Raw genomic sequence first — 19,038 nt, forward strand, 5'->3', positions numbered from 1 at the left:
TATATTTTAAGATAATATCTATTTTGCATACTCGTTGCTGAGGAAATGATCCGATGCGAAACGACACTCCAAAAATCAACAATCCAAAGCTGTGGCAAGACTATACCCGTGAGGAAAAGCGGGCCTACTGGCACCGTGCGGATCTGCAGATTGCCCGCCGCGCGCGGCTTGCCCGCCTGCTGCGTGGCATTGATACCACCAAGGCAGCGCAGGCCCTCACCCTCTCCGCAGACAACCTTCGGCAAATAGAGCGCGGCAAATTGCGGCTCAGCGCCGAAACACTGCTGCGCATGTCCTGCCTCTACGGGCAGAGCGCTGAAGATCTGATCGGACCGGTGGCGATGCCGCCACCGCCGGCCCGGCCAACAGCGACGGAACTGGGCAGGTCAGAAAGCCGTCTGCTGCTGGGCGCCTTCTCACGAATCAAAAAGACAGCCGTGCGGCATCAGCTTGCCGAACTCGCCGTTCAGATTGCCGCGGATTTGCAGCGACGCCAGCTGCGAGCCGGTGTGCACTGCTGAGGGGCAGGCAGCTACGCCAATGATCTATTGGGGCGCCGGGCTGCCCGGCGGCGGCGGCGGCGCCTTGGCCGCTGCCTGCTGGTACGGCTCGGCAATCCGGATTGCCTCGGCAACGCCATTGGCGCACGCAAGCCACTGCGAGCGCGCATAGTCCGGATTATAGGCGGGCCCCCGTGTTCGCGCGACGTTCTGCATCGCAAGGATGCAGGCGCGGTACCCGTTCATCATCTCATCAAGCGCCGTCGCACCCGCCGGCCCCCAGTTGGCCGTCAGATGGGTTGCCTTGGCGATGGTGTCACGCTTCTGGCCCATCGCCTCCAGCGTCGCTCGCGGATCCTTGAAGTCCGGCGGCTTATCGAAGGGCCGCTTGTAGCCAAAGACCGGATCGCGCTCCAGGATGAGCGGGTCGGCCATCGGCTGATCATCCCAGTTGCTGGCGATGCGGAGCCGGTCGCCCCATCCGGGCTGATCCTCGTTCAGGACCATCGGCACCGGCGGCAACATGCGCCGGCTTTCAAAATCAAGTTCACCCTGCCGCCGCTGGGCATATTGATAAGCGCAGTCCGCCCGCAGGGCCGTGGCGACATTGTCGACCAGATTGGACTGCGACTGCCAGTACATTGGCCGCACGCATTTTTCCGCCATCTCGCGGTACCAGGCGATCTGGGCATCGCGGACGGGCTTCTGGTCTGGCGGGCTATATTCGGCAATCAACTCGCGGTATTTGCGCGCCACGTTCTCAAACAGGCCGCGTGATTCCCGGCTGTTGCAGATGGCCGCTTCCACATCGCCGGCCGGATGATCACAATCCGGCAGTTCAACAAACTCGAAGTCCGGCCCCGGCGGCGTGGCCGGCTCCGCCATGGTTCCGGTTGCCGGTGTGGCCGACGCAGGTTCATGGGCGCCCTGTGGCGTTGCCGGACCGGCTGCCTTCTCCTGCGCACAAGCGACCGCAGCCGGCAACATGGCTGCGACAAGGCCCCCCAGGGCGATACCGAGCAAACGCGTGCGCATGCAGCCTACAGCCCTCTGGTTCCAATCCATGCCAAAGCATAGCCGGAACAACCGGTTAACGGCTACGGTGAACTACATGCCGCCCTCACCTTCACGGCAAGGCGTTTCGTTTTTAAGGAGAATTCAGAAAATGGTCGGAGCGGCGGGATTCGAACCCACGGCCCCCACACCCCCAGTGTGATGCGCTACCAGGCTGCGCTACGCTCCGACCGATGCCCGCCTGTCCCATCGCTGCGCGATGGCGGCACGTCAAGGAACCGGGGTTCCTTCGGCGGGGCGGACTATAAACACAAGGCCGCAGGCATTGCAATGCGTCTGCTGCAAGATTTTTACAGCGCGTCAAAACAATGCCCAGATTTGAATTATTCCGTTGGAATCAAAGCTCTTATCGAAATGAGCTCATCCAGCAACGCCTTGACACCGTCCCCGGCAACCGGCGCCGACGACAGGACGGGCTCATCCTCCTGCGCTTCAAGCACGGCCAGTGCAGTACCATTCTCGGCAACGGCGATGATATCGGCGGCGCCCCGCGCCTCCCGCATCAGCTTCTGCACACCCTTGATGGTGTAGCCATCCATATGCAGCAGCTTGCGGATCGCCCGCAGGATCTCGATGTCTTCCGGCCGGTAATAACGCCGCCCGCCGCCGCGCTTCAGCGGCTTAACCTGGGAAAACTTGGTTTCCCAGAAACGTAATACATGCTGGGGAACATCAAGGATTTCAGAGACTTCGCTGATGGTGCGAAATGCCTCCTGAGACTTCCCGGTCGTCTCCCGACCGGAATGCTCAGCCCCTCCTGCCCCCAGCTGATCAAACAACGTCATCTCTCATCTCTGTGGAATTATAACGCCTTAGGCGCTTTCGTTTATTTTTTCCTTGAGCACATGAGAGGCGCGGAACACCAGCACCTTGCGCGGCAGGATCGGCACTTCCTCACCCGTTTTCGGGTTGCGGCCAATACGCTCGCCCTTCTCGCGGATAGCAAAGCTGCCGAAAGACGAAATCTTTACCGCTTCGCCGCGAACCAGCGCGCCGGAGATCTCTTCCAGAACAGATTCAACGAGTTGCGCGGACTCGTTCCGGGAAAGACCGACTTCTTGATAAACCGCTTCAGTCAATTGGGCACGGGTGACGGTGGACTCGCTCATCACAGCCTCCGATCTGGGTGTTCGATCTTAAGGAAACCGGACAGAAACCGGGCACGCCTCAGCATTCAAGCGCACACGGTAAACACGAGTCGCAAGCAGCGTCAATTCAAATGCATAGAAAACAACACCTTGACCGTAGATTTTAATAATCACGGTGGAGTATCCGGCTTAACAGCCCATTTTGACTGGTATTATATCCTACCAGCGAAAGGCTGCTGCGCCCCAGGTCAGGCCACCACCCAGAGCCGGGGCGATGACCATGTCGCCTTCCTTGAGGCGGCCATCCGAAGCCATCTCGGCAAGCGCCAGCGGAATGGTGGCGGCCGAGGTATTGGCGTGATGGGTAACGGCGGTTGCCACCTTCTCGATCGGGAAGGACAGACGCTCCGCACACGCTTCCATGATGCGCAGGTTGGCCTGATGCGGAACCAGCCAGTCGAGCTCGGCGGGCGTCATGCCGTTCTTCTCAAGGGCTTCCTGCGTGACTTCGCTCATGCGCTGCACGGCATGGCGATAGACCTCGCGGCCGTTCATGCGGATTTTACCCGAGCTTTCCGTCGAGGATGGGCCGCCATCGACATAAAGCAGATCATAAAACGACCCATCGCTGTAGAGATGGGTCGACAGGATACCGCGCGGATTATCCTTGTCCGTCGCGCTCAGCACCACCGCACCGGCCCCGTCGGCAAACAGCACGCAAGTGCCGCGATCCTGCCAGTCGACAATGCGCGAGAGCGTGTCGGCGCCGATGACGAGGCCAGCCTTGGCCTGCCCGTTCTTGATGAAATTGTCGGCAATCGAGAGCGCATAGACAAAACCGCTGCACACCGCCTGGACGTCAAAGGCAAAACCGCCCACGCCAAGGGCGGCCTGCACCCGCACCGCAGTCGCCGGGAAGATGTTGTCCGGCGTGGTGGTTGCCACAATAACGAAGCCGATATCCTCCGGCGCAACACCGCTACGCTCCGCCGCATCCTTCAGCGCAGCCTGCGCTGCCTCGGTCGCCAGATGCGACGTCAGCATCCCCTCATCCGCGATATGGCGCTGGCGGATACCCGTGCGCCGCGTGATCCACTCGTCATTGGTCTCGACGGTCTTGGCCAGATCATCATTGGTCACGACCCGCGGCGGCAGCGAAGCGCCGCAACCGGCGATCAGGGAGCGAGCAATCATGGGGGCTCTTTTCTGGCTGTGGACACGGATAAGGAAAGGGACCGGTCAGCCCCCTCGGACCGGCATCAGTGCCGGCTGGAGCGCGCGACCGTACTTCCCGGTAACAAAAGCGTCAATCTGGGAGGCATCAAAGCCCGGCCGCATTTGCGGCGGCCGGCTCGGCCGTTGCACCCCGCTGGATTTCCTCGGCAATGCGGCGGGTCACGTTCTCTTCCACCAGCTTGATCCCCGCCTCAATCGCGTGGGCAAAGCTGACAGCGTCGGCACTGCCGTGGCTTTTGACGCAGGGGCTGCGCAGCCCCAGCATCATCGCACCATTGTAACGCTTGGGATCGAGCTTCTTGCGCAACTCCAGCAGCGCCGGCAGCGCGAAGACCATGCCGATCTTTGCCAGGAGGGAGCGTTTGATCGCCGTAACGGCAATCTTCCCAAGCGACCGTGCAGTCCCCTCGATGGTCTTTAGCGTAACATTGCCGGTAAAACCGTCCGTCACCACGACATCGGCTTCGCCGGCCAGGATACGGTCGCCTTCAATAAACCCGTCAAAAGAACCATGAAACTCGATCTGGCGCAGGCGGGTTGCCGCCTCGCGCAGGCTTTCATGGCCCTTGAGTTCCTCGGCGCCGATATTGAGCACGGCAACGCGCGGGCTCTTCTTGCCAAGCAGGATACGGGCGTAGACGGTCCCCATCAGAGCGAACTGGACCAGATTTTCGGCGTCGCATTCCACATTGGCGCCGAGATCCAGCATGACGACGCCACTGCCATCCGTCGTCGGCATCATGGAGGCGAGCGCCGGGCGTTCGATGCCCGGAAGAGTCTTTAGCGCAAATTTGGCCATCGCCATCAAGGCGCCGGTATTGCCGGCCGAAACGACGCACTGGGCCTCGCCATCGGCCACCGCATTGATGGCAAGGCGCATGGACGAGCCGCGACGGGCCCTGAGAGCCACCGAAGGCTTGTCTTCGTTCAGCACACGCTCGCTGGTGTGGCGAATGCGGGCCGTAGCGGCCAGCCGCTTGCAGTGCTTCAGCTCCGGCGCCATCACGGCTTCGTCGCCAAACAGCAGGAACTGCACATCCGCACGGCGCTTGAGCACGGCCTCGGCGCCGCGCAACACGGAAACAGGTGCGTGGTCCCCGCCCATCACGTCGAGCGCGATGGTCAGCGGTCCGGTAACGGAAGAAGCGTCTGTGGTCACGGAAGCCTTTGTTTCTTGCTATTCAGAATGCCCGGTAGCGCCGACGATTGCGCCGGATACCGGCCTCTCCCTCGCCTGTGGCGTTTTCGTGCCGTGGCCTGCTGCGATGAGCGTTAACGATTCTGCTTGAGCTTGGCAAGAACAGCGAAGGGATTGAGCTTTTCACTCTCGCCGGCTTCTTCGTCGGCAAGAAACTCATCCGGCAGTTCGACACCCGGCGCCCGCGGGTTGGGGTCAATGCCAAGGGCCAGATACTGCACGGCCAGTTCGCCGATGTCGCAGCTGCCATCCTCGGTCAGCGGCTCGATATCCTCTTCTTCCAGCAGCGCGGCCAGATCGTAATCGCCATCCTCGCCGACCTCTAGCTCATCCGGCTCGTCCGGCGAGCAGAGCACGCTGAACGGCTCCGCAATGTCGCTCCAGAACAGATCCAGCGTTACCACGCAGCGCTGCTGCACCCGCGCCGACACCGTGCCCTCGACCCGCATGGCGGGAGATGACGTTGTCTGGCTACGGGCCTTGTGAACGACGGCCTCCATCGCAAGCTCCGAAAGCCCAAGCACGCCGAGGCGTCCGGCAATCGTCTCGAGAACAGCCTCGTCGGCCTTGCCCCTGACCGGCAGGCTGCCCGAGGCCGGAATGTCATCGAGCGAGACGATCAGCGAGAATTCCGGCTTCGCAGCCGTTGAAGAGGAGGCCATGGTTTCGTCTCCGGAACAGGGTACCGCAAGCGGGCGGTGATAACAGGATTGGATTCTAGCTTACCAGCGGGGCGCACCCAAAGCGAAGCTCGCCGCGTACGAGCTCCGGCCCGTCGACGGTTTCCAGCTCGCCCAGCAGCGCCCTGACATAGGCGTTCACCTGCCCGAGGACAAGGCTGGAGGGCTCTTCGTCGAGCGTTCCATAGAGATTGCGGCTGATCGCCGCCGACAGCAGCGCATCATCGGCAGCATCCAGAGCCTCGTCATAGGCCGCAAGGCGCCCGTAGACACCCTTGACGAGTTTCTTCATTTCCTTGGCGATCCGCACATCGCTGACACCGGCAAGGCGCAGGCCCGCATCCATGTCGGCGAGGAAACAGTCGAACAGGTTCTGGGACAGCGTCTTGCCGCCATCCTCCCCGCGCAAACGGCGCAGCACCAGCGCCAGATGCAGGATGATGGCATCGACCCGGCCATCCAGCGTGTCCGGAACCTCGAGCTGCGCGTAAAAGGCCGGCAGGCGCGCCTGCGTGACGATTGCGGCATAAAGCGCGGCTGCCCGCTGTTTTTCATCCCGCCGGCGGGAGAGAAAACCAAACATTTCCAGCCATCCCCCAGTTTTGCCCGTGTCCGTCGTGCCAGCCGCGGGGCGGACTGCATTCCGGCTCTCCTGCTCTTGCGGCAGGGTTGTCCTTGCGCACCGTTTGACATGAAGCGTCCTGCGGTGCAATTGTCCCGCCATCCATGACCGCGTTTTCCACGCCTGCGATGCGCCGGCGGCCGGATTTCGGGGGAAGGTCCCGCGCTAACAAAGGGTTCTCGGGTGCGCAAGCCTGCCGCTTCTCTTCTTCTCCTCACAATTTCCACCGTGCTGGCAACGGGTTGTGCGGAACGCGTCAAGAATTACGGTCGCTTCATCGAACCGGGCAAGCTTGAGGATATCAAGGTCGGCGAGACCACCGAGGACCAGGTGATGGACAGCCTCGGCAGCCCCACGGCAACCGGTACGTTCGACGCGAACAAGTGGTACTATATCGGCCAGAAGATGGGATACCGCTCCATCCGGGCACCTGAGCTGCTGGAACGCGAGGTGGTCGTCATCACCTTCAATACCGACAAGGTGGTGAGCGACATCAAGCATCTCGACGCCGCCGATGGTGAAGAGGTCAACCTGATCGAGCAGGAAACCCCGACCAGCGGCAAGACGCTCGGCTTCTTCGAGCAGCTTATCGGCAATGTCGGTCGTTTCGCCGGCAGCAAACAGCAATAACCACCCGGTCGGACGACTGCCTGGTTCCGCCTAGCGCAACTGGCTTTCGGCGGGGCGCTGCGTTGCTGTGGTCACAATCGCATCCCAGACATAAGCCCTGCCGAGCAGGTCCGTAGCGGCCTTCTTGGCGCGGCGGCTCAAATAATCGGTGTCGACACGGCCCGTGCTGTCTATGGCGTTGGGGCGATTGACGGCGCCTATCAGTTCCGTCAGCAGCGCATCCCGGATCCTTAGTTTCAACGGCTCTACAAGCGGCTCCTGCTCCGGCGTGCGCAGAACCAGCGTGATGGCGACCGAGACGAGGTATTTGGGCCGTGCCTGCGCATCCATCACTGTCAGGTCAAAGGCCGGCGTAATCTCATAATAGCCGGGATTGACCGGCGCCAGGGTCAAAGGATCGACCGGCGGCGGTTGCGGTTCCTTGGGCACGTCTTTTTCTGCGTCCGGATGGGCCAGCGCTTGCGGCACGTATTTTTCAACGATGGCCGCGACAGGTTCCGGCAGCGGAAACGGCAGCGGCTTGTGAAGCGCGAACACCCAGCCTGCCAGGGCGGCGATCGCCACCAGAAGCAGTCCGATGACAGCAAAAAGCAGGATACGGATCATAAAGACGCCTTGAGGCAGGGTTCCGGTTTCATCCTAACCCTGCCCGCCCGGTCGTCGCCATGCTTTTCAGGAGGAAAGCGTCAGCTTTTCAAGCCCTTGGCGATCTTGTCGAGAATGGCGTTCACCATCTTGGGTTCCCGCTCCTCGAAAAAGCCATGCGCGACATTGACGTAGTCGTTGATGATCACGCCGCTTTCCGTATCCGGCGCAGCGAGCATCTCGGTCACACCGGCTTCCAGCGTGCAGCGCATCAGCGCCTCCAGCCGGTCCAGCGGGTAGCGGGCATCCAGTGCACCGGTCAGGATGGCGAGCACATCCTTGCCGCGAGCCTCGAAGGTACGCAGGATTTTGCCGAGCAGTTCGGGATCGGCGGCGACATACTTCTCGCCATCTACCTCATGTCCGAGGCGGAAGGTCAGGAACTCGCCCAGCACTTCCTCGGCATTGAGGTCGGGATTGGCTTCAAGCTGGTAAAGCGCCTGCACGGCAGCAAGGCGCGCGGCGGTCCGGCGCGCCTTGGCGCTCGGCTTCTGGGTCTTCGGTTCCTTGGCGTCAGCCATCTTGAAGCTACTTTCTCCGACATCCAAAACGGGGCCCGGCGACCCCGCCGGTCATCAGCGAGGCCAGAGCCTGAATTCGCGCTTCAGCTCCAGCATGGCAAGACATGCATCGGCTGCCGCGCCACCCTTGTTCTTGCGGTCCCGGCGGGCACGGTCCCACGCCTGCTCACCGTTTTCGACGGTGAGGATACCGTTGGCCAGAGCCAGGCTGTGCTGAACGGAAAGATCCATCAGCGCCCGGGCACTTTCATTGGCAACGGTCTCGTAATGCGTGGTCTCGCCGCGGATAACGCAACCGAGCGCCACATAGCCATCGAAGCGGCGGCGACCGGCATAAACATCACGCGAGCGGATGGAATAGGCGATTGCCGCCGGGATCTCAAGCGCTCCCGGAACGGTGAACACTTCATAAGTAGCACCTGCCGCCTCCAGGGCATCCTTGGCACCGGCAAGCAGCTCGTCGAGCAGCTCGTCATAAAAACGCGCCTCGACGATCATGACATGAGGCTTGTCGGCGCTCGGCTGCTGGTTCTGCTCGGCCATTTCTTATTCCCCGGAGCTGTCGGAAGGATGCGGGATCGGCCGGTGACCGGCAACGGTCAGACCGTAGCCATCCAGGCTGATCATCGTCTTGGCAGTGTTGGTGAGAAGCAGCATCTCCTGCACGCCGAGGTCGAGCAGGATTTGAGCGCCGATGCCGTAGTCACGCAGCTCCCCTACTCCGCCAGCCTTGCCGGAGCGCGCCTTCAAACCATCGGAGACGCGAGTCGGCATGGGCTCGCGCAACAGCACGATCACGCCGCGTTCCTCCTGGCCGATCATTTCCATGGCGGCCTGCAGCTCACCGGCGCGGCCAGTGGAAAGATCGCCCAGCACATCGTCGAGAACGCTGAGCGAATGCATGCGCACCGGCACGGGGCCCGGCGCGGTGACATCGCCCTTAACCAGCGCGATATGCTCGGCATAGTTCAGGCGGTTCACATAGAGATGCAGCTCGAAGGCACCGCCGAACTTGCTGCCGAACGGTGTGGAGAGCTTGCGCTCAACCAGCGTTTCGGTGCGCCGGCGATAGGCAATGAGGTCGGCGATGGTGCCGATCTTGAGATTGTGGAACTGCGCGAACTTGATGAGGTCCGGCATGCGCGACATGGTGCCGTCCTCGTTCATGATCTCGCAGATCACGCCCGAGGGATTAAGGCCGGCGAGACGCGACACGTCCACCGCCGCTTCGGTATGGCCGGAGCGCACCAGCACGCCGCCATCGCGCGCTTCCAGCGGAAACACGTGACCCGGGGTCACGATGTCCTCGCGGCCATGGCGCGGATCGATGGCAACCTGCACCGTACGTGCCCGGTCCGCCGCCGAAATACCGGTGGTGATACCGTCACGCGCCTCAATGGAGACGGTAAAGGCCGTCGAACGCCGGCTCGAATGGCTCTGCGGCATTGAGGGCAAACCAAGCTGCTGGATGCGGGTGCTGTCCATCGCCAGACAGATGAGCCCGCGCCCGTGCTTGGCCATGAAATTGATGGCATCGGGCGTCGCCATTTGCGCCGGGATCACGAGATCACCCTCGTTCTCGCGGTCCTCGTCATCGACGAGAATGAACATGCGCCCTTCCCGCGCTTCCTCGATGATCTCCTCGGCGGAGGCGAGCAGGAACTGGTCGTCGCCGGTCAGCCGCGGGTCGTCAACCGGGCGACGTACCTCGCCAGCATGTCCACTTCCAGATTGAGCCGATCGCCCGGCTGCTTTTGGCTGAATGTCGTGCATTTCAACGTATGGGGAATGATGTTGACGCCAAAGCGTGTCCGGCCCTCTGCCGTATCCGCGACTTCATTGACCGTGAGCGACACCCCGTCAAGCGCAACCGAACCCTTGGTGGCGATAAATCCGCCCAGGTCCCGATCTGCTTCGAAGGTGAAACGCACGCTCTCGCCATCTGGCTGGCGCGACACCAGCGTCGCAAGTCCATCCACATGGCCATAGACAAGATGACCACCCAGTTCGTCGCCGAGGCACAGGGAGCGCTCGAGGTTGACCGGGGAGTCTTCCGTCCACGCACTGATATTAGTGCGTGCTTCCGTTTCCGCCGAGGCCTCGACGGCGAACCAGTCTGTTCCCTTCTCCACGACGGTGAGGCAGATGCCGTTGTGGCAGACGGACGCGCCCATATCGATGGACGGCACATCGAAGGCCGTCGAAATCTCAAGGCGAAGATCCGGGGTACGCAGCACGCGCCGGACGCGGCCGATATCGGTGATGATGCCGGTGAACATGGATAATCTCAGCGCTGGGAACGGTAATAGGTTTCGACGAGGTCCTCGCCGACGGCCTCAACATGGCGACGCTCGAAGCGCGGTGCAAGGTCGAGACTGTCAACGCCGAGCGGCTGGAACACCGGCAACCCGTCACCGCCGATGATGACAGGCGCCCGGTACCAGACGATCCGGTCGACAAGGTCGGCCCGCAGCAGGCTGGCAAAAAGATGCGAGCCTCCTTCGACCATCAGGCGGGTGATACCGCGCCTGCCCAGCTCAGAGAGCACTGCCGCGATCTCTGGCAAGCCGCTGTTGTCAGCCGGAATTTCAATCAGCTCGATACCCTGCTGCTGGATGACGGCCATGCGGTCCCTGTTCTGGCCGCCGGCCGCACAAATGATCCAGGTGGGAACCTCCCGGGCACCGACGACAACCCGCGCCGTCAGCGGCAGGCGCAGCCGGCTATCGACGATGATGCGCAGGGGCGAGCGGTCCTCCATACCGGGAATACGGCAGGTGAGTTCCGGGTCGTCCGCCAACACCGTGTTGACGCCCACCATGATGGCATCGCTGGCCGCGCGCAGCCGGTGCGTGGCTTCACGCGCAATCGGCCCGGTGATCCATTTGCTCTGGCCACTGTGGGTGGCTATGCGGGCATCAAGCGATGTCGCCATCTTGAGGGTGACAAGCGGCCTGCCGCGCTCGACCTTGAGGATAAAGCCCTCGTTGAGCTCCAGCGCTTCTTCTTCCAGCAAACCGGTTTCGACGGTTATGCCGGCAGCGCGCAGGGCGGCAATCCCCTTGCCGTTGACCCGGGGGTCCGGATCCTCGCAGGCGATCACGACACGAGCGACGCCGGCCGCAATGAGCGCGTCACAGCAAGGCGGAGTCTTGCCGTGATGGCTGCAGGGCTCAAGCGTGACATAGGCGGTACCGAACCCGGCCTTGCCACCGGCCATTGCCAGGGCTTCGGTTTCAGCATGCGGACGACCGCCAGGCCGGGTTGCCCCGCGGCCGACGACCACGCCGTTCCTGTCCGTGATGATGCAACCAACAGACGGGTTGGGCGCAACACGCCCGAGCCCGTCTTCAGCCAGCGCCAGAGCGGCGCGCATATGCTCTTCGTCAGCGCTGGAAAAAGTCTTGCTCACCGCTCTCGCGCTCTCGTTGCCTCAAGCCGCAGCGTGAGCCGCCGGCCCTGGCACCGGGTCAGGTTTCGCTGGGACGCAGCGCTTCGATAAACTCGTTGAAGTCATTGACTTCACGGAAGTTTTTATAAACCGAAGCATAGCGGATGTAGCCGACGAGATCGACCGTGGCGAGTTGTTGCATGACCATCTCGCCTACAGTCTCAGAGGCGATGTCGGTCTCACCGGAAGTCTCCAGGCGCCGGACCATCGCATTGACCATGCGCTCGATGCGATCCTCGTCCACCGCCCGCTTCTGCAGGGCAAGGCGCATGGAACGCACCAGCTTGTCGCGGTCAAAAGGCTCGCGATGGCCGTCGCGCTTCACAACCGTCAACTCACGGAGTTGTACCCGTTCGAAGGTCGTGAAGCGCGCGCCACATTTGGGACAGAAGCGCCGGCGGCGGATAGCGGAATTGTCCTCGGTGGGACGTGAATCCTTCACCTGGGTATCGTCGTTCCCACAGAAGGGACACCGCATCTGCGCCACCTCGCCCTAGAGATCACAAGCCTTGGTAGATCGGATACTTGCTGCAAAGCTCCGCCACCTTAGCGCGCACCGCGTCCTCGACGCCAGCATTTCCCTCTTCGCTGTTCGCCTGACGCAGTCCGTCGAGCACTTCGCAGATCATTTCGCCGATCTTGCGGAACTCTTCCGGGCCGAAGCCGCGGGTGGTACCGGCCGGGGTGCCGAGGCGGATGCCCGAGGTAACCATCGGCTTTTCCGGATCGTACGGAACGGCGTTCTTGTTGCAGGTCATGCCGGCACGCTCCAGCGCCTGCTCCGCCGCCTTGCCGGTGAGACCCTTTGGCCGCAGATCAACGAGGATCATGTGGCTGTCGGTACCGCCGGAAACGACGGCGCAACCGCCCTTCACCACTGCCTCGGAAAGCGCCTTGGCGTTTTCGATCACGCGGTGAGCATAGGTTTTGAACTCCGGCGTCAGCGCTTCACCGAAAGCAACAGCCTTTGCAGCGATGACATGCATAAGCGGGCCGCCCTGCAGGCCCGGGAAGACTGACGAGTTGAACTTCTTGCCGAGCTCGACGTCGTTGCTGAGGATGATGCCGCCACGCGGGCCACGCAGGGTCTTGTGGGTGGTCGAGGTCACCACATGGGCATGCGGAACCGGGTTCGGATAGGCGCCGCCGGCGACGAGACCGGCATAGTGCGCCATGTCCACCATGAGATAGGCACCGATCTTGTCGGCAATCTCGCGGAACTTGGCGAAATCGATGACACGGCTATAAGCAGAAGCGCCGGCGATAATCAGCTTCGGGCGATGCTCCATCGCCTTGGCCTCGACATCGGCGTAGTCGATGAGACCATCTTCCGGACCGACGCCGTAGGCCACCACGTTGAACCACTTGCCGGACTGGTTGACCGGCGAGCCATGGGTCAGGTGACCGCCATGGGCGAGGTTCATGCCAAGGATGGTGTCGCCGGGCTGAAGCAGGGCAAAGAACACGGCCTGATTGGCCTGCGCACCGGAATGCGGCTGCACGTTGGCATAAGCGGCGCCGAAAATCTGCTTCAGGCGGTCGATGGCCAATGCCTCAGCCTTGTCCACGAACTCGCAGCCACCGTAGTAACGCCGGCCCGGATAGCCTTCCGCATACTTGTTGGTGAGCACGGAGCCCTGCGCGTCCAGCACGGCGCGCGAGACGATGTTTTCCGAGGCAATCAGCTCGATCTGGTTCTGCTGGCGGCCAAGCTCTTCATGCAGAGCGGCGTAGAGCTCGGGATCGGCGGCCGAAGCCGGGGCGGTGAAGAAACCCTTGGGGGTCACGGCAGGCGAAGCTGTCATCGTTCATCGTCCTTTCTGGTGACTGGTCCTGGTGTCGATAACCAGCCACCCATGCTGCGAAAAACTTTTGACCGGACGCCCGCAAGGCGCCGGTTGTTCGGGCCTGGCGGCTTATGCCGTCAGCAGAGCTTGGCGACGCGGCGCTGGTGCCGTCCGCCTTCGAAGTCGGTGCTGAAGAACGCCTTGACCGCGTCCTTGGCCACTTCAACGCCGACGATGCGGCTGCCGAGGGCGATGACGTTGGCGTCATTATGCAGGCGGCAAAGCTGCGCCGTGGTCACATCATGGCAAAGCGCTGCGCGGACCGCCGGATTGCGGTTCGCCGCGATGGAGATGCCGATGCCCGACCCACAGACCAGAACGCCACGATCACTGCGACCGTCGGCGATGGCCTCGGCCAGCGCCTTGCCGAAATCCGGGTAATCGACCGAGTCAAGGCTATGGGTGCCGAGATCGAGGACAGTATGTCCAAGCGTCTCAAGATAGGCGCGGAGCTGTTCTTTCAGCTCGAAGCCGGCGTGATCGGAAGCGATGGCGACGGGTTTCATGGGCGGGCGATCCTGCATCGAACGCAGCGCCTGGCTGCAGCGTGCGGGACCCATAGCAAAGACCGCCGGCTATTCCAATTCGCTATTTACGCAAAACGGCAATGTTCATCCGGCAAGGGAAGTCATCCGGGTTCGCTCAACCGCGTCTCCTGCCGCTGCGGTCATAGCCATTGAAGCCACTGGCCGGTGCCTCCGGAGGCAGAGCAGGAGTGGCACCACCCTTCTCGCCCGCAGCCTGACGGTCAAAGAGGGCCTGCAGTTCGGGGCTGATGAAATTGCGTGGGCCACCTGGTCCGGCTTCCGGAACACCTGCACCGGCCTGCACGTGATGCCGTGACAGGAGATATTCCAGCTTGCGCCGTGCGGCAAGACGAAGGGAATCGCCGGGGGAGTTTGCCGGGCCAGTCACCACCGCCTCGATACCGGTTTCCGGATCGATTGCAGAGCAGCGAATATAGCTGCCGACCCGCCTCATCTCGAACAGGGTTTCTGCCACGGCTCCTCAGGTGTCCCTACGACCAGTGTTGCTCTCTTGTTCCGAGCATAAATCTTTTGCAGCGCAATGTCAGCCTCGGCAAAGCATCATAGTTGCCGCCCCTGCCCGCCGGCCCTACTGTGCGGCGCCATGTTACAGCTCACCAATATCACGCTGCGTGTCTCCGGCCGCCCATTGCTGGAAGACGCTTCCCTGACCGTCCCGGCCGGCCACAAGGTCTCTCTTGTCGGCCGCAACGGCACTGGCAAAACCACGCTGCTGCGTGCGATTGCCGGGGAGATCGGCCTTGACGGCGGCTCCATCGACATTCCGCCGCGCCTGCGCGTGGGCCTTACCCGGCAGGAGGCTCCCGCCGGACCGCAGAGCCTGATCGACACCGTGCTCGCCGCGGATACCGAGCGCACGGCCCTTCTGGCGGAAGCGGAGACAGCAACAGACCCGCACCGCATCGCCGAGATCCATACCCGCCTCGCCGATATCGAAGCCCACACCGCAGAAGCGCGCGCCGGGACCATTCTCTATGGCCTGGGTTTCGACGGCGATGCACAACGCCGGCCTTGTGCCGATTTTTCTGGCGGCTGGCGCATGCGTGTTGCCCTTGCCGGTCTGCTTTTCAGCCAGCCAGACCTGCTGCTGCTGGACGAGCCGACTAACCATCTCGATCTGGAAGCGACACTCTGGCTGCAATCCTACCTGCGCACCTATCCACACACCGTGCTGCTGGTAAGCCATGACCGCGAGCTTCTGAACGCGGTGCCGCAGGCAACTGTGCATCTCGACCAGAACAAGCTCACGCTCTACTCGGGCGGCTATGACCGCTTCGAGCGCACAAGGCGTGAGCAGCTGGAACGCCAGCAGGCGATGGCCGCGCGGCAGGAAGTGCAGCGGGCTCACCTGCAGAGCTTCGTTGACCGCTTTCGCTACAAGGCCAGCAAAGCCAAACAGGCCCAGTCGCGCATCAAGATGCTGGAACGCATGGAGCCGATTGCCTCGGTGGTCGAGGCGCACACCATCAGTTTCAACTTCCCCTCGCCGGAACCCCTCGCCCCGCCCCTGATGGTGATGGACAAGGTCAGCGTCGGTTATGAGGCGCGCACCGTGCTGCGAGGCCTAAACCTGCGTATCGACGAGGAGGATCGTATTGGCCTGCTCGGCGCCAACGGCAACGGCAAGTCCACGCTTGCCAAGCTTATCGCCGGCCGGCTCGAGGCAATGTCAGGCGATTTGCGCAAGTCTGGCAAATTGCGCATCGGCTATTTCGCCCAGCATCAGGCGGAGGAATTCGATCTTTCACTGACCGTACTGGCGCAGGCCCGGCGCTGGATGCCGGAAGCCAACGAGGAAAAGGTTCGCAGCCACCTCGGCCGCTTCGGCTTTGGTCAGGACCGTGCGGGAACCAGTGTCGGCAATCTCTCGGGCGGTGAGAAAGCCCGCCTCCTGTTCGCGATGATCTCGCGCGAGGCGCCGCACATTTTGATCCTCGACGAGCCGACGAACCATCTGGATGTCGACAGCCGTCAGGCACTGATCGTGGCGCTCAACGAATTTCAGGGAACCGTCATCCTCGTCTCGCACGACCCGCACCTGATCGAGGCCACGGCGGATCGCCTGTGGCTGGTTGCCGGCGGCGAAGCAAAGCCGTTTGACGGCGACATGGATGATTATCGCAGCTGGCTGCTGGAACGGGCGCGGGAACAGCGTAATGGCGGGGAACGGGCAGCCGAAGATGGCAGCGCCAACCGCAAGGACCAGCGCCGTGCTGCCGCCGAATTGCGTCAGCAGCTGGCTCCGCTGAAGAAGAAGGTCGATGTGGCGGAAAAGCGCGTCGACAAGCTTTCTGCTGAAAAGGCAGGCATCGAACAGAGGCTCGCCGACCCTGGCCTTTATTCCGGGCCTGCCGAGAAGGTGACGGCGCTACAGAAGTCGCTCGCCGATACCGGACGTCAGCTCGAAGCGGCAGAAATGGAATGGCTGGAGGCCCAGGAAGCCTACGACAATGCTATGTCGCAAACCGTATAAGTTCGAAATTTATAAAAGTGATTAAGTCACTTCGGTTTATTTGAAAAGCTCGTCACTCTCCCCGTCGACAACAATTGCCAGGGGCGGAGTTTTGTCGGAGAAATCAATTTGAACAGAGTCAAAATTCTCAGCCTTGATTATTAAGTTATCCCCTGAAATGCCAAATTTCCAAAATGGTGGTGTTGGAAGCATATAGCGTCCCACATATTCTCCTGAAGCGGAGATAACGAGTACCATTTGACCACCGTGAACGCTCGCACCGCTCGACGCGCCAATCGCGTACTGAAGAGAATACAAGGCGCATCGCCCGGCCACTTCGGGTACAGAACCTATTGATCTAACGTCTATTTTAGCAGCTGCGCAGTCGGATGGGCCAGAATATTGGCCCGCACTCAATATTGAACGCAAATTTCCAAGGCAGTCAGCCTTAGCCCGTGATCCGAGCCCCAATAGCGGCATCAGGACAAGCACCACGAATATAGGATTTGTCACTCTCATCCTACGACCTACCGGCTATTGACCATACCTCCACCCAGGAGGAGATAATCCCAATTTCCGAGCAGGATGAGACAAAAACAAACAGCCCCGGCGTTATTGCCGGGGCTGTTGTTTTTACCATGCATGAGCCCGAAAGCTCAGGCAGTGGCTCCTATCAGGAATGATAGGCGCGCTCGCCGTGAGTGGAGATGTCGAGACCTTCCAGCTCCTGCTCCGGGGTGACACGCAGGCCAACGATGAGGTCGACGATCTTGTAGAGGATCGCGGAACCGACACCGGACCACACCAGGGTCAGGATCACAGCCTTGAACTGGGTCCAGACCTGGCCAGCCATGCTGTAGTCGTCGAGGCCGACGCCGCCGAGGTCCGGGCTCACCAGGATGCCGGTGCCGATGGCGCCGACGATACCGCCGATGCAGTGCACGCCGAACACGTCGAGGCTGTCGTCATAACCGAAGGCATTCTTGACCTTCGAGCAGAAGAAGAAGCAGACGACGCCGGTGACGAGGCCCAGAACCACCGAGCCCATCGGGCCGGCGAAACCGGCGGCCGGGGTGACGGCCACAAGGCCGGCAACCGCCCCGGAAACCATGCCCAGCAAGGACGGCTTGCCCTTGACGGCCCACTCGGCGAACAGCCAGGAGAGCGCGGCAGCGGCCGGAGCAACGAAGGTGTTGAGGAAGGCGAGAGCGGTGACGCCGTTGGCTTCAAGGTTGGAGCCGGCGTTGAAGCCGAACCAGCCCACCCACAGCAGGGAAGCGCCGATGAGGGTCATGGTCAGCGAGTGCGGAGCCATGATTTCCTTACCGTAACCGGCACGCTTGCCGATCATGAGGCAGCCCACCATGCCGGCGATACCGGCATTGATGTGAACGACGGTGCCGCCGGCGAAGTCCAGCGTGCCCCAGTCGAAGGCAAGACCGCCGGTGGACCACACCATGTGGGCAACCGGGAAGTAGATGAAGGTCACCCACAGGATGATGAACAGCACCAGCGCGGAGAATTTGAAGCGCTCGGCGAAGGAACCGATGATCAGGGCCGGGGTGATGCAGGCGAAGGTCATCTGGAAGACGACGAAAGCCTGCTCGGGGATGAAGACGCCATCGCTGAAGGTCGCCGCGCCGCAGGTCGGCAGCACGCCGGCCAGGAAGGCCTTAGAGAAGCCGCCGATGAAGGCGTTGGCGGAACCGCCGTCGGTGAAGGAGAGCGAATAACCGTAGACAACCCAGATAACCGCCACCAGCGAGACGATCATGAACACCTGGGAGAGGACGGACAGCATGTTCTTGGTACGAACCAGACCGCCGTAGAACAGGGCGAGAGCCGGAATGCTCATCATCAGCACAAGGGCCGACGAGATCAGCATCCAGGTGGTGTCACCCTTGTTGATCTGGGCAGTCACGTCTTCACAGGTGTCAGCGAACGCAGGCGTAGCCATCAGCGATGCGATGGCCAGTACCGGCGTTGCCCTCAACCACTTAGAGGCAAGCTTCATTATTATGCTCCTGGGTGTGTTTACGCCCTGAATTGCCCGGGAGCCTCCCGGACAACCCCATATTATGACTTCGAACCTCGAACCCGGCAGCGGCCCCCCTCGGGACGATCATTGCCTTGGGCGCCCCCTTTCCAGTTCAGCCGGGGCACCGCTGCTGTGGCCCTAGTTAACTGGGCCGAAAACCGTTTTGCCGACTGTCACCCCTCAGGGTTCCCCTCCGGCTTTACCCCCTCACCGGCCTTTCGGCGCGCTGCAGGACCATGATGTGTCTGATGGGTTGGCAACGCCCGAGCGCCCCCTGCGCCCACCAAAGCACGGACCAACTCTTCAAACAGCGTGCCAAAGCAGTATTTGACTGAAATATCCGGGAATTGCCCCGCCCTCGCGCCCTCCGGACGGGCTCAGACGAAAAATGACCTAAAAATGACCGCCCGCATTTTAACCTATCTGCCTATTTTTTGCCCAAAGATTATTCAACGCTCCACCGGAAGCAGAAAAGGACAATGCAGAAGACCGCTCCTGCGACAGACAT

General features: G+C 61.8%; 22 protein-coding genes and 1 tRNA gene. 3 read left to right on the forward strand and 20 right to left on the reverse strand.

Annotation, left to right across the window (positions count from 1 at the left end; translation table 11 throughout):
* Positions 1-53: 53 nt before the first annotated feature.
* Complete coding sequence (locus tag QTL98_RS11545) at positions 54-521, forward strand: hypothetical protein (RefSeq protein WP_445678633.1); 468 nt, start codon at positions 54-56, stop codon at positions 519-521.
* Between the two features lie 24 nt (positions 522-545).
* Here the strand turns inward: QTL98_RS11545 and QTL98_RS11550 are convergent, their stop codons facing one another.
* The 8 genes from QTL98_RS11550 to QTL98_RS11585 form a co-directional block, all read right to left on the reverse strand.
* Positions 546-1,535 (reverse strand): lysozyme inhibitor LprI family protein, encoded by a 990-nt coding sequence (locus QTL98_RS11550; RefSeq protein WP_445678634.1) that lies wholly within the window; start codon positions 1,533-1,535, stop codon positions 546-548.
* 131 nt (positions 1,536-1,666) lie between these two features.
* Positions 1,667-1,743: transfer RNA gene (locus tag QTL98_RS11555), tRNA-Pro, on the reverse strand.
* A gap of 154 nt (positions 1,744-1,897) precedes the next feature.
* On the reverse strand, positions 1,898-2,359 hold the full coding sequence (locus QTL98_RS11560; RefSeq protein WP_445678635.1) for a MerR family transcriptional regulator: 462 nt from the start codon (positions 2,357-2,359) through the stop codon (positions 1,898-1,900).
* A 27-nt stretch (positions 2,360-2,386) separates the two neighbouring features.
* On the reverse strand, positions 2,387-2,683 hold the full coding sequence (locus QTL98_RS11565) for an integration host factor subunit alpha (protein WP_445678636.1): 297 nt from the start codon (positions 2,681-2,683) through the stop codon (positions 2,387-2,389).
* 198 nt (positions 2,684-2,881) lie between these two features.
* Positions 2,882-3,856 carry a beta-ketoacyl-ACP synthase III gene (locus QTL98_RS11570; RefSeq protein WP_445678637.1) on the reverse strand — a complete coding sequence of 325 codons (975 nt, stop codon included), beginning with the start codon at positions 3,854-3,856 and terminating at the stop codon, positions 2,882-2,884.
* Positions 3,857-3,983: 127 nt separating this feature from the next.
* Positions 3,984-5,003, reverse strand: a complete 1,020-nt coding sequence (gene plsX / locus QTL98_RS11575) for a phosphate acyltransferase PlsX (RefSeq protein ID WP_510637566.1) — start codon at positions 5,001-5,003, stop codon at positions 3,984-3,986.
* A gap of 167 nt (positions 5,004-5,170) precedes the next feature.
* Positions 5,171-5,758, reverse strand: a complete 588-nt coding sequence (locus QTL98_RS11580; protein ID WP_445678639.1) for a YceD family protein — start codon at positions 5,756-5,758, stop codon at positions 5,171-5,173.
* 55 nt (positions 5,759-5,813) lie between these two features.
* On the reverse strand, positions 5,814-6,359 hold the full coding sequence (locus QTL98_RS11585) for a ubiquinol-cytochrome C chaperone family protein (RefSeq protein WP_445678640.1): 546 nt from the start codon (positions 6,357-6,359) through the stop codon (positions 5,814-5,816).
* A 222-nt stretch (positions 6,360-6,581) separates the two neighbouring features.
* Between QTL98_RS11585 and QTL98_RS11590 the strand changes: the two genes are divergently transcribed.
* The gene (locus QTL98_RS11590; RefSeq protein ID WP_445678641.1) at positions 6,582-7,028 is read left to right on the forward strand and encodes an outer membrane protein assembly factor BamE; all 447 of its coding nucleotides are present in this window, start codon (positions 6,582-6,584) and stop codon (positions 7,026-7,028) included.
* 30 nt (positions 7,029-7,058) lie between these two features.
* Here QTL98_RS11590 and QTL98_RS11595 read toward each other — a convergent pair whose 3' ends face one another.
* From QTL98_RS11595 to QTL98_RS11640, 10 genes are all read right to left on the reverse strand, one after another.
* Positions 7,059-7,634, reverse strand: a complete 576-nt coding sequence (locus tag QTL98_RS11595) for a hypothetical protein (RefSeq protein ID WP_445678642.1) — start codon at positions 7,632-7,634, stop codon at positions 7,059-7,061.
* Between the two features lie 80 nt (positions 7,635-7,714).
* The gene (gene nusB / locus QTL98_RS11600; RefSeq protein ID WP_445678643.1) at positions 7,715-8,194 is read right to left on the reverse strand and encodes a transcription antitermination factor NusB; all 480 of its coding nucleotides are present in this window, start codon (positions 8,192-8,194) and stop codon (positions 7,715-7,717) included.
* Between the two features lie 54 nt (positions 8,195-8,248).
* Entirely contained in the window at positions 8,249-8,737 is a 489-nt protein-coding gene (locus QTL98_RS11605; RefSeq protein WP_445678644.1) for a 6,7-dimethyl-8-ribityllumazine synthase, read from the reverse strand.
* A gap of 3 nt (positions 8,738-8,740) precedes the next feature.
* Positions 8,741-9,805, reverse strand: coding sequence for a 3,4-dihydroxy-2-butanone-4-phosphate synthase (gene ribB / locus QTL98_RS11610; protein WP_445678645.1), 1,065 nt, complete (start codon positions 9,803-9,805; stop codon positions 8,741-8,743).
* Between the two features lie 65 nt (positions 9,806-9,870).
* Entirely contained in the window at positions 9,871-10,473 is a 603-nt protein-coding gene (locus tag QTL98_RS11615; protein ID WP_445678646.1) for a riboflavin synthase, read from the reverse strand.
* Positions 10,474-10,481: 8 nt separating this feature from the next.
* On the reverse strand, positions 10,482-11,570 hold the full coding sequence (gene ribD, locus QTL98_RS11620; protein ID WP_510637567.1) for a bifunctional diaminohydroxyphosphoribosylaminopyrimidine deaminase/5-amino-6-(5-phosphoribosylamino)uracil reductase RibD: 1,089 nt from the start codon (positions 11,568-11,570) through the stop codon (positions 10,482-10,484).
* 94 nt (positions 11,571-11,664) lie between these two features.
* The gene (gene nrdR, locus QTL98_RS11625) at positions 11,665-12,123 is read right to left on the reverse strand and encodes a transcriptional regulator NrdR (protein ID WP_445682137.1); all 459 of its coding nucleotides are present in this window, start codon (positions 12,121-12,123) and stop codon (positions 11,665-11,667) included.
* Between the two features lie 22 nt (positions 12,124-12,145).
* Complete coding sequence (gene glyA, locus QTL98_RS11630; protein WP_445678648.1) at positions 12,146-13,450, reverse strand: serine hydroxymethyltransferase; 1,305 nt, start codon at positions 13,448-13,450, stop codon at positions 12,146-12,148.
* Between the two features lie 119 nt (positions 13,451-13,569).
* The gene (rpiB, locus tag QTL98_RS11635) at positions 13,570-13,998 is read right to left on the reverse strand and encodes a ribose 5-phosphate isomerase B (protein ID WP_445678649.1); all 429 of its coding nucleotides are present in this window, start codon (positions 13,996-13,998) and stop codon (positions 13,570-13,572) included.
* A 136-nt stretch (positions 13,999-14,134) separates the two neighbouring features.
* Positions 14,135-14,494 (reverse strand): DUF6898 family protein, encoded by a 360-nt coding sequence (locus tag QTL98_RS11640; RefSeq protein WP_445678650.1) that lies wholly within the window; start codon positions 14,492-14,494, stop codon positions 14,135-14,137.
* A gap of 129 nt (positions 14,495-14,623) precedes the next feature.
* On the opposite strand from QTL98_RS11640, the gene QTL98_RS11645 reads away from it, so the two are divergent.
* A complete protein-coding gene (locus QTL98_RS11645; RefSeq protein ID WP_445678651.1) occupies positions 14,624-16,513 on the forward strand; it encodes an ABC-F family ATP-binding cassette domain-containing protein in 1,890 nt (629 codons plus the stop codon).
* 36 nt (positions 16,514-16,549) lie between these two features.
* Here the strand turns inward: QTL98_RS11645 and QTL98_RS11650 are convergent, their stop codons facing one another.
* Positions 16,550-16,750: a hypothetical protein gene (locus QTL98_RS11650; protein ID WP_445678652.1), complete on the reverse strand. Its 201-nt coding sequence runs from the start codon at positions 16,748-16,750 to the stop codon at positions 16,550-16,552.
* 415 nt (positions 16,751-17,165) lie between these two features.
* Positions 17,166-18,506, reverse strand: coding sequence for an ammonium transporter (locus tag QTL98_RS11655; RefSeq protein ID WP_445678653.1), 1,341 nt, complete (start codon positions 18,504-18,506; stop codon positions 17,166-17,168).
* Positions 18,507-19,038 lie beyond the last annotated feature (532 nt).

This window comes from Radicibacter daui, from assembly GCA_030657355.1.
Classification (GTDB): domain Bacteria; phylum Pseudomonadota; class Alphaproteobacteria; order Radicibacterales; family Radicibacteraceae; genus Radicibacter; species Radicibacter daui.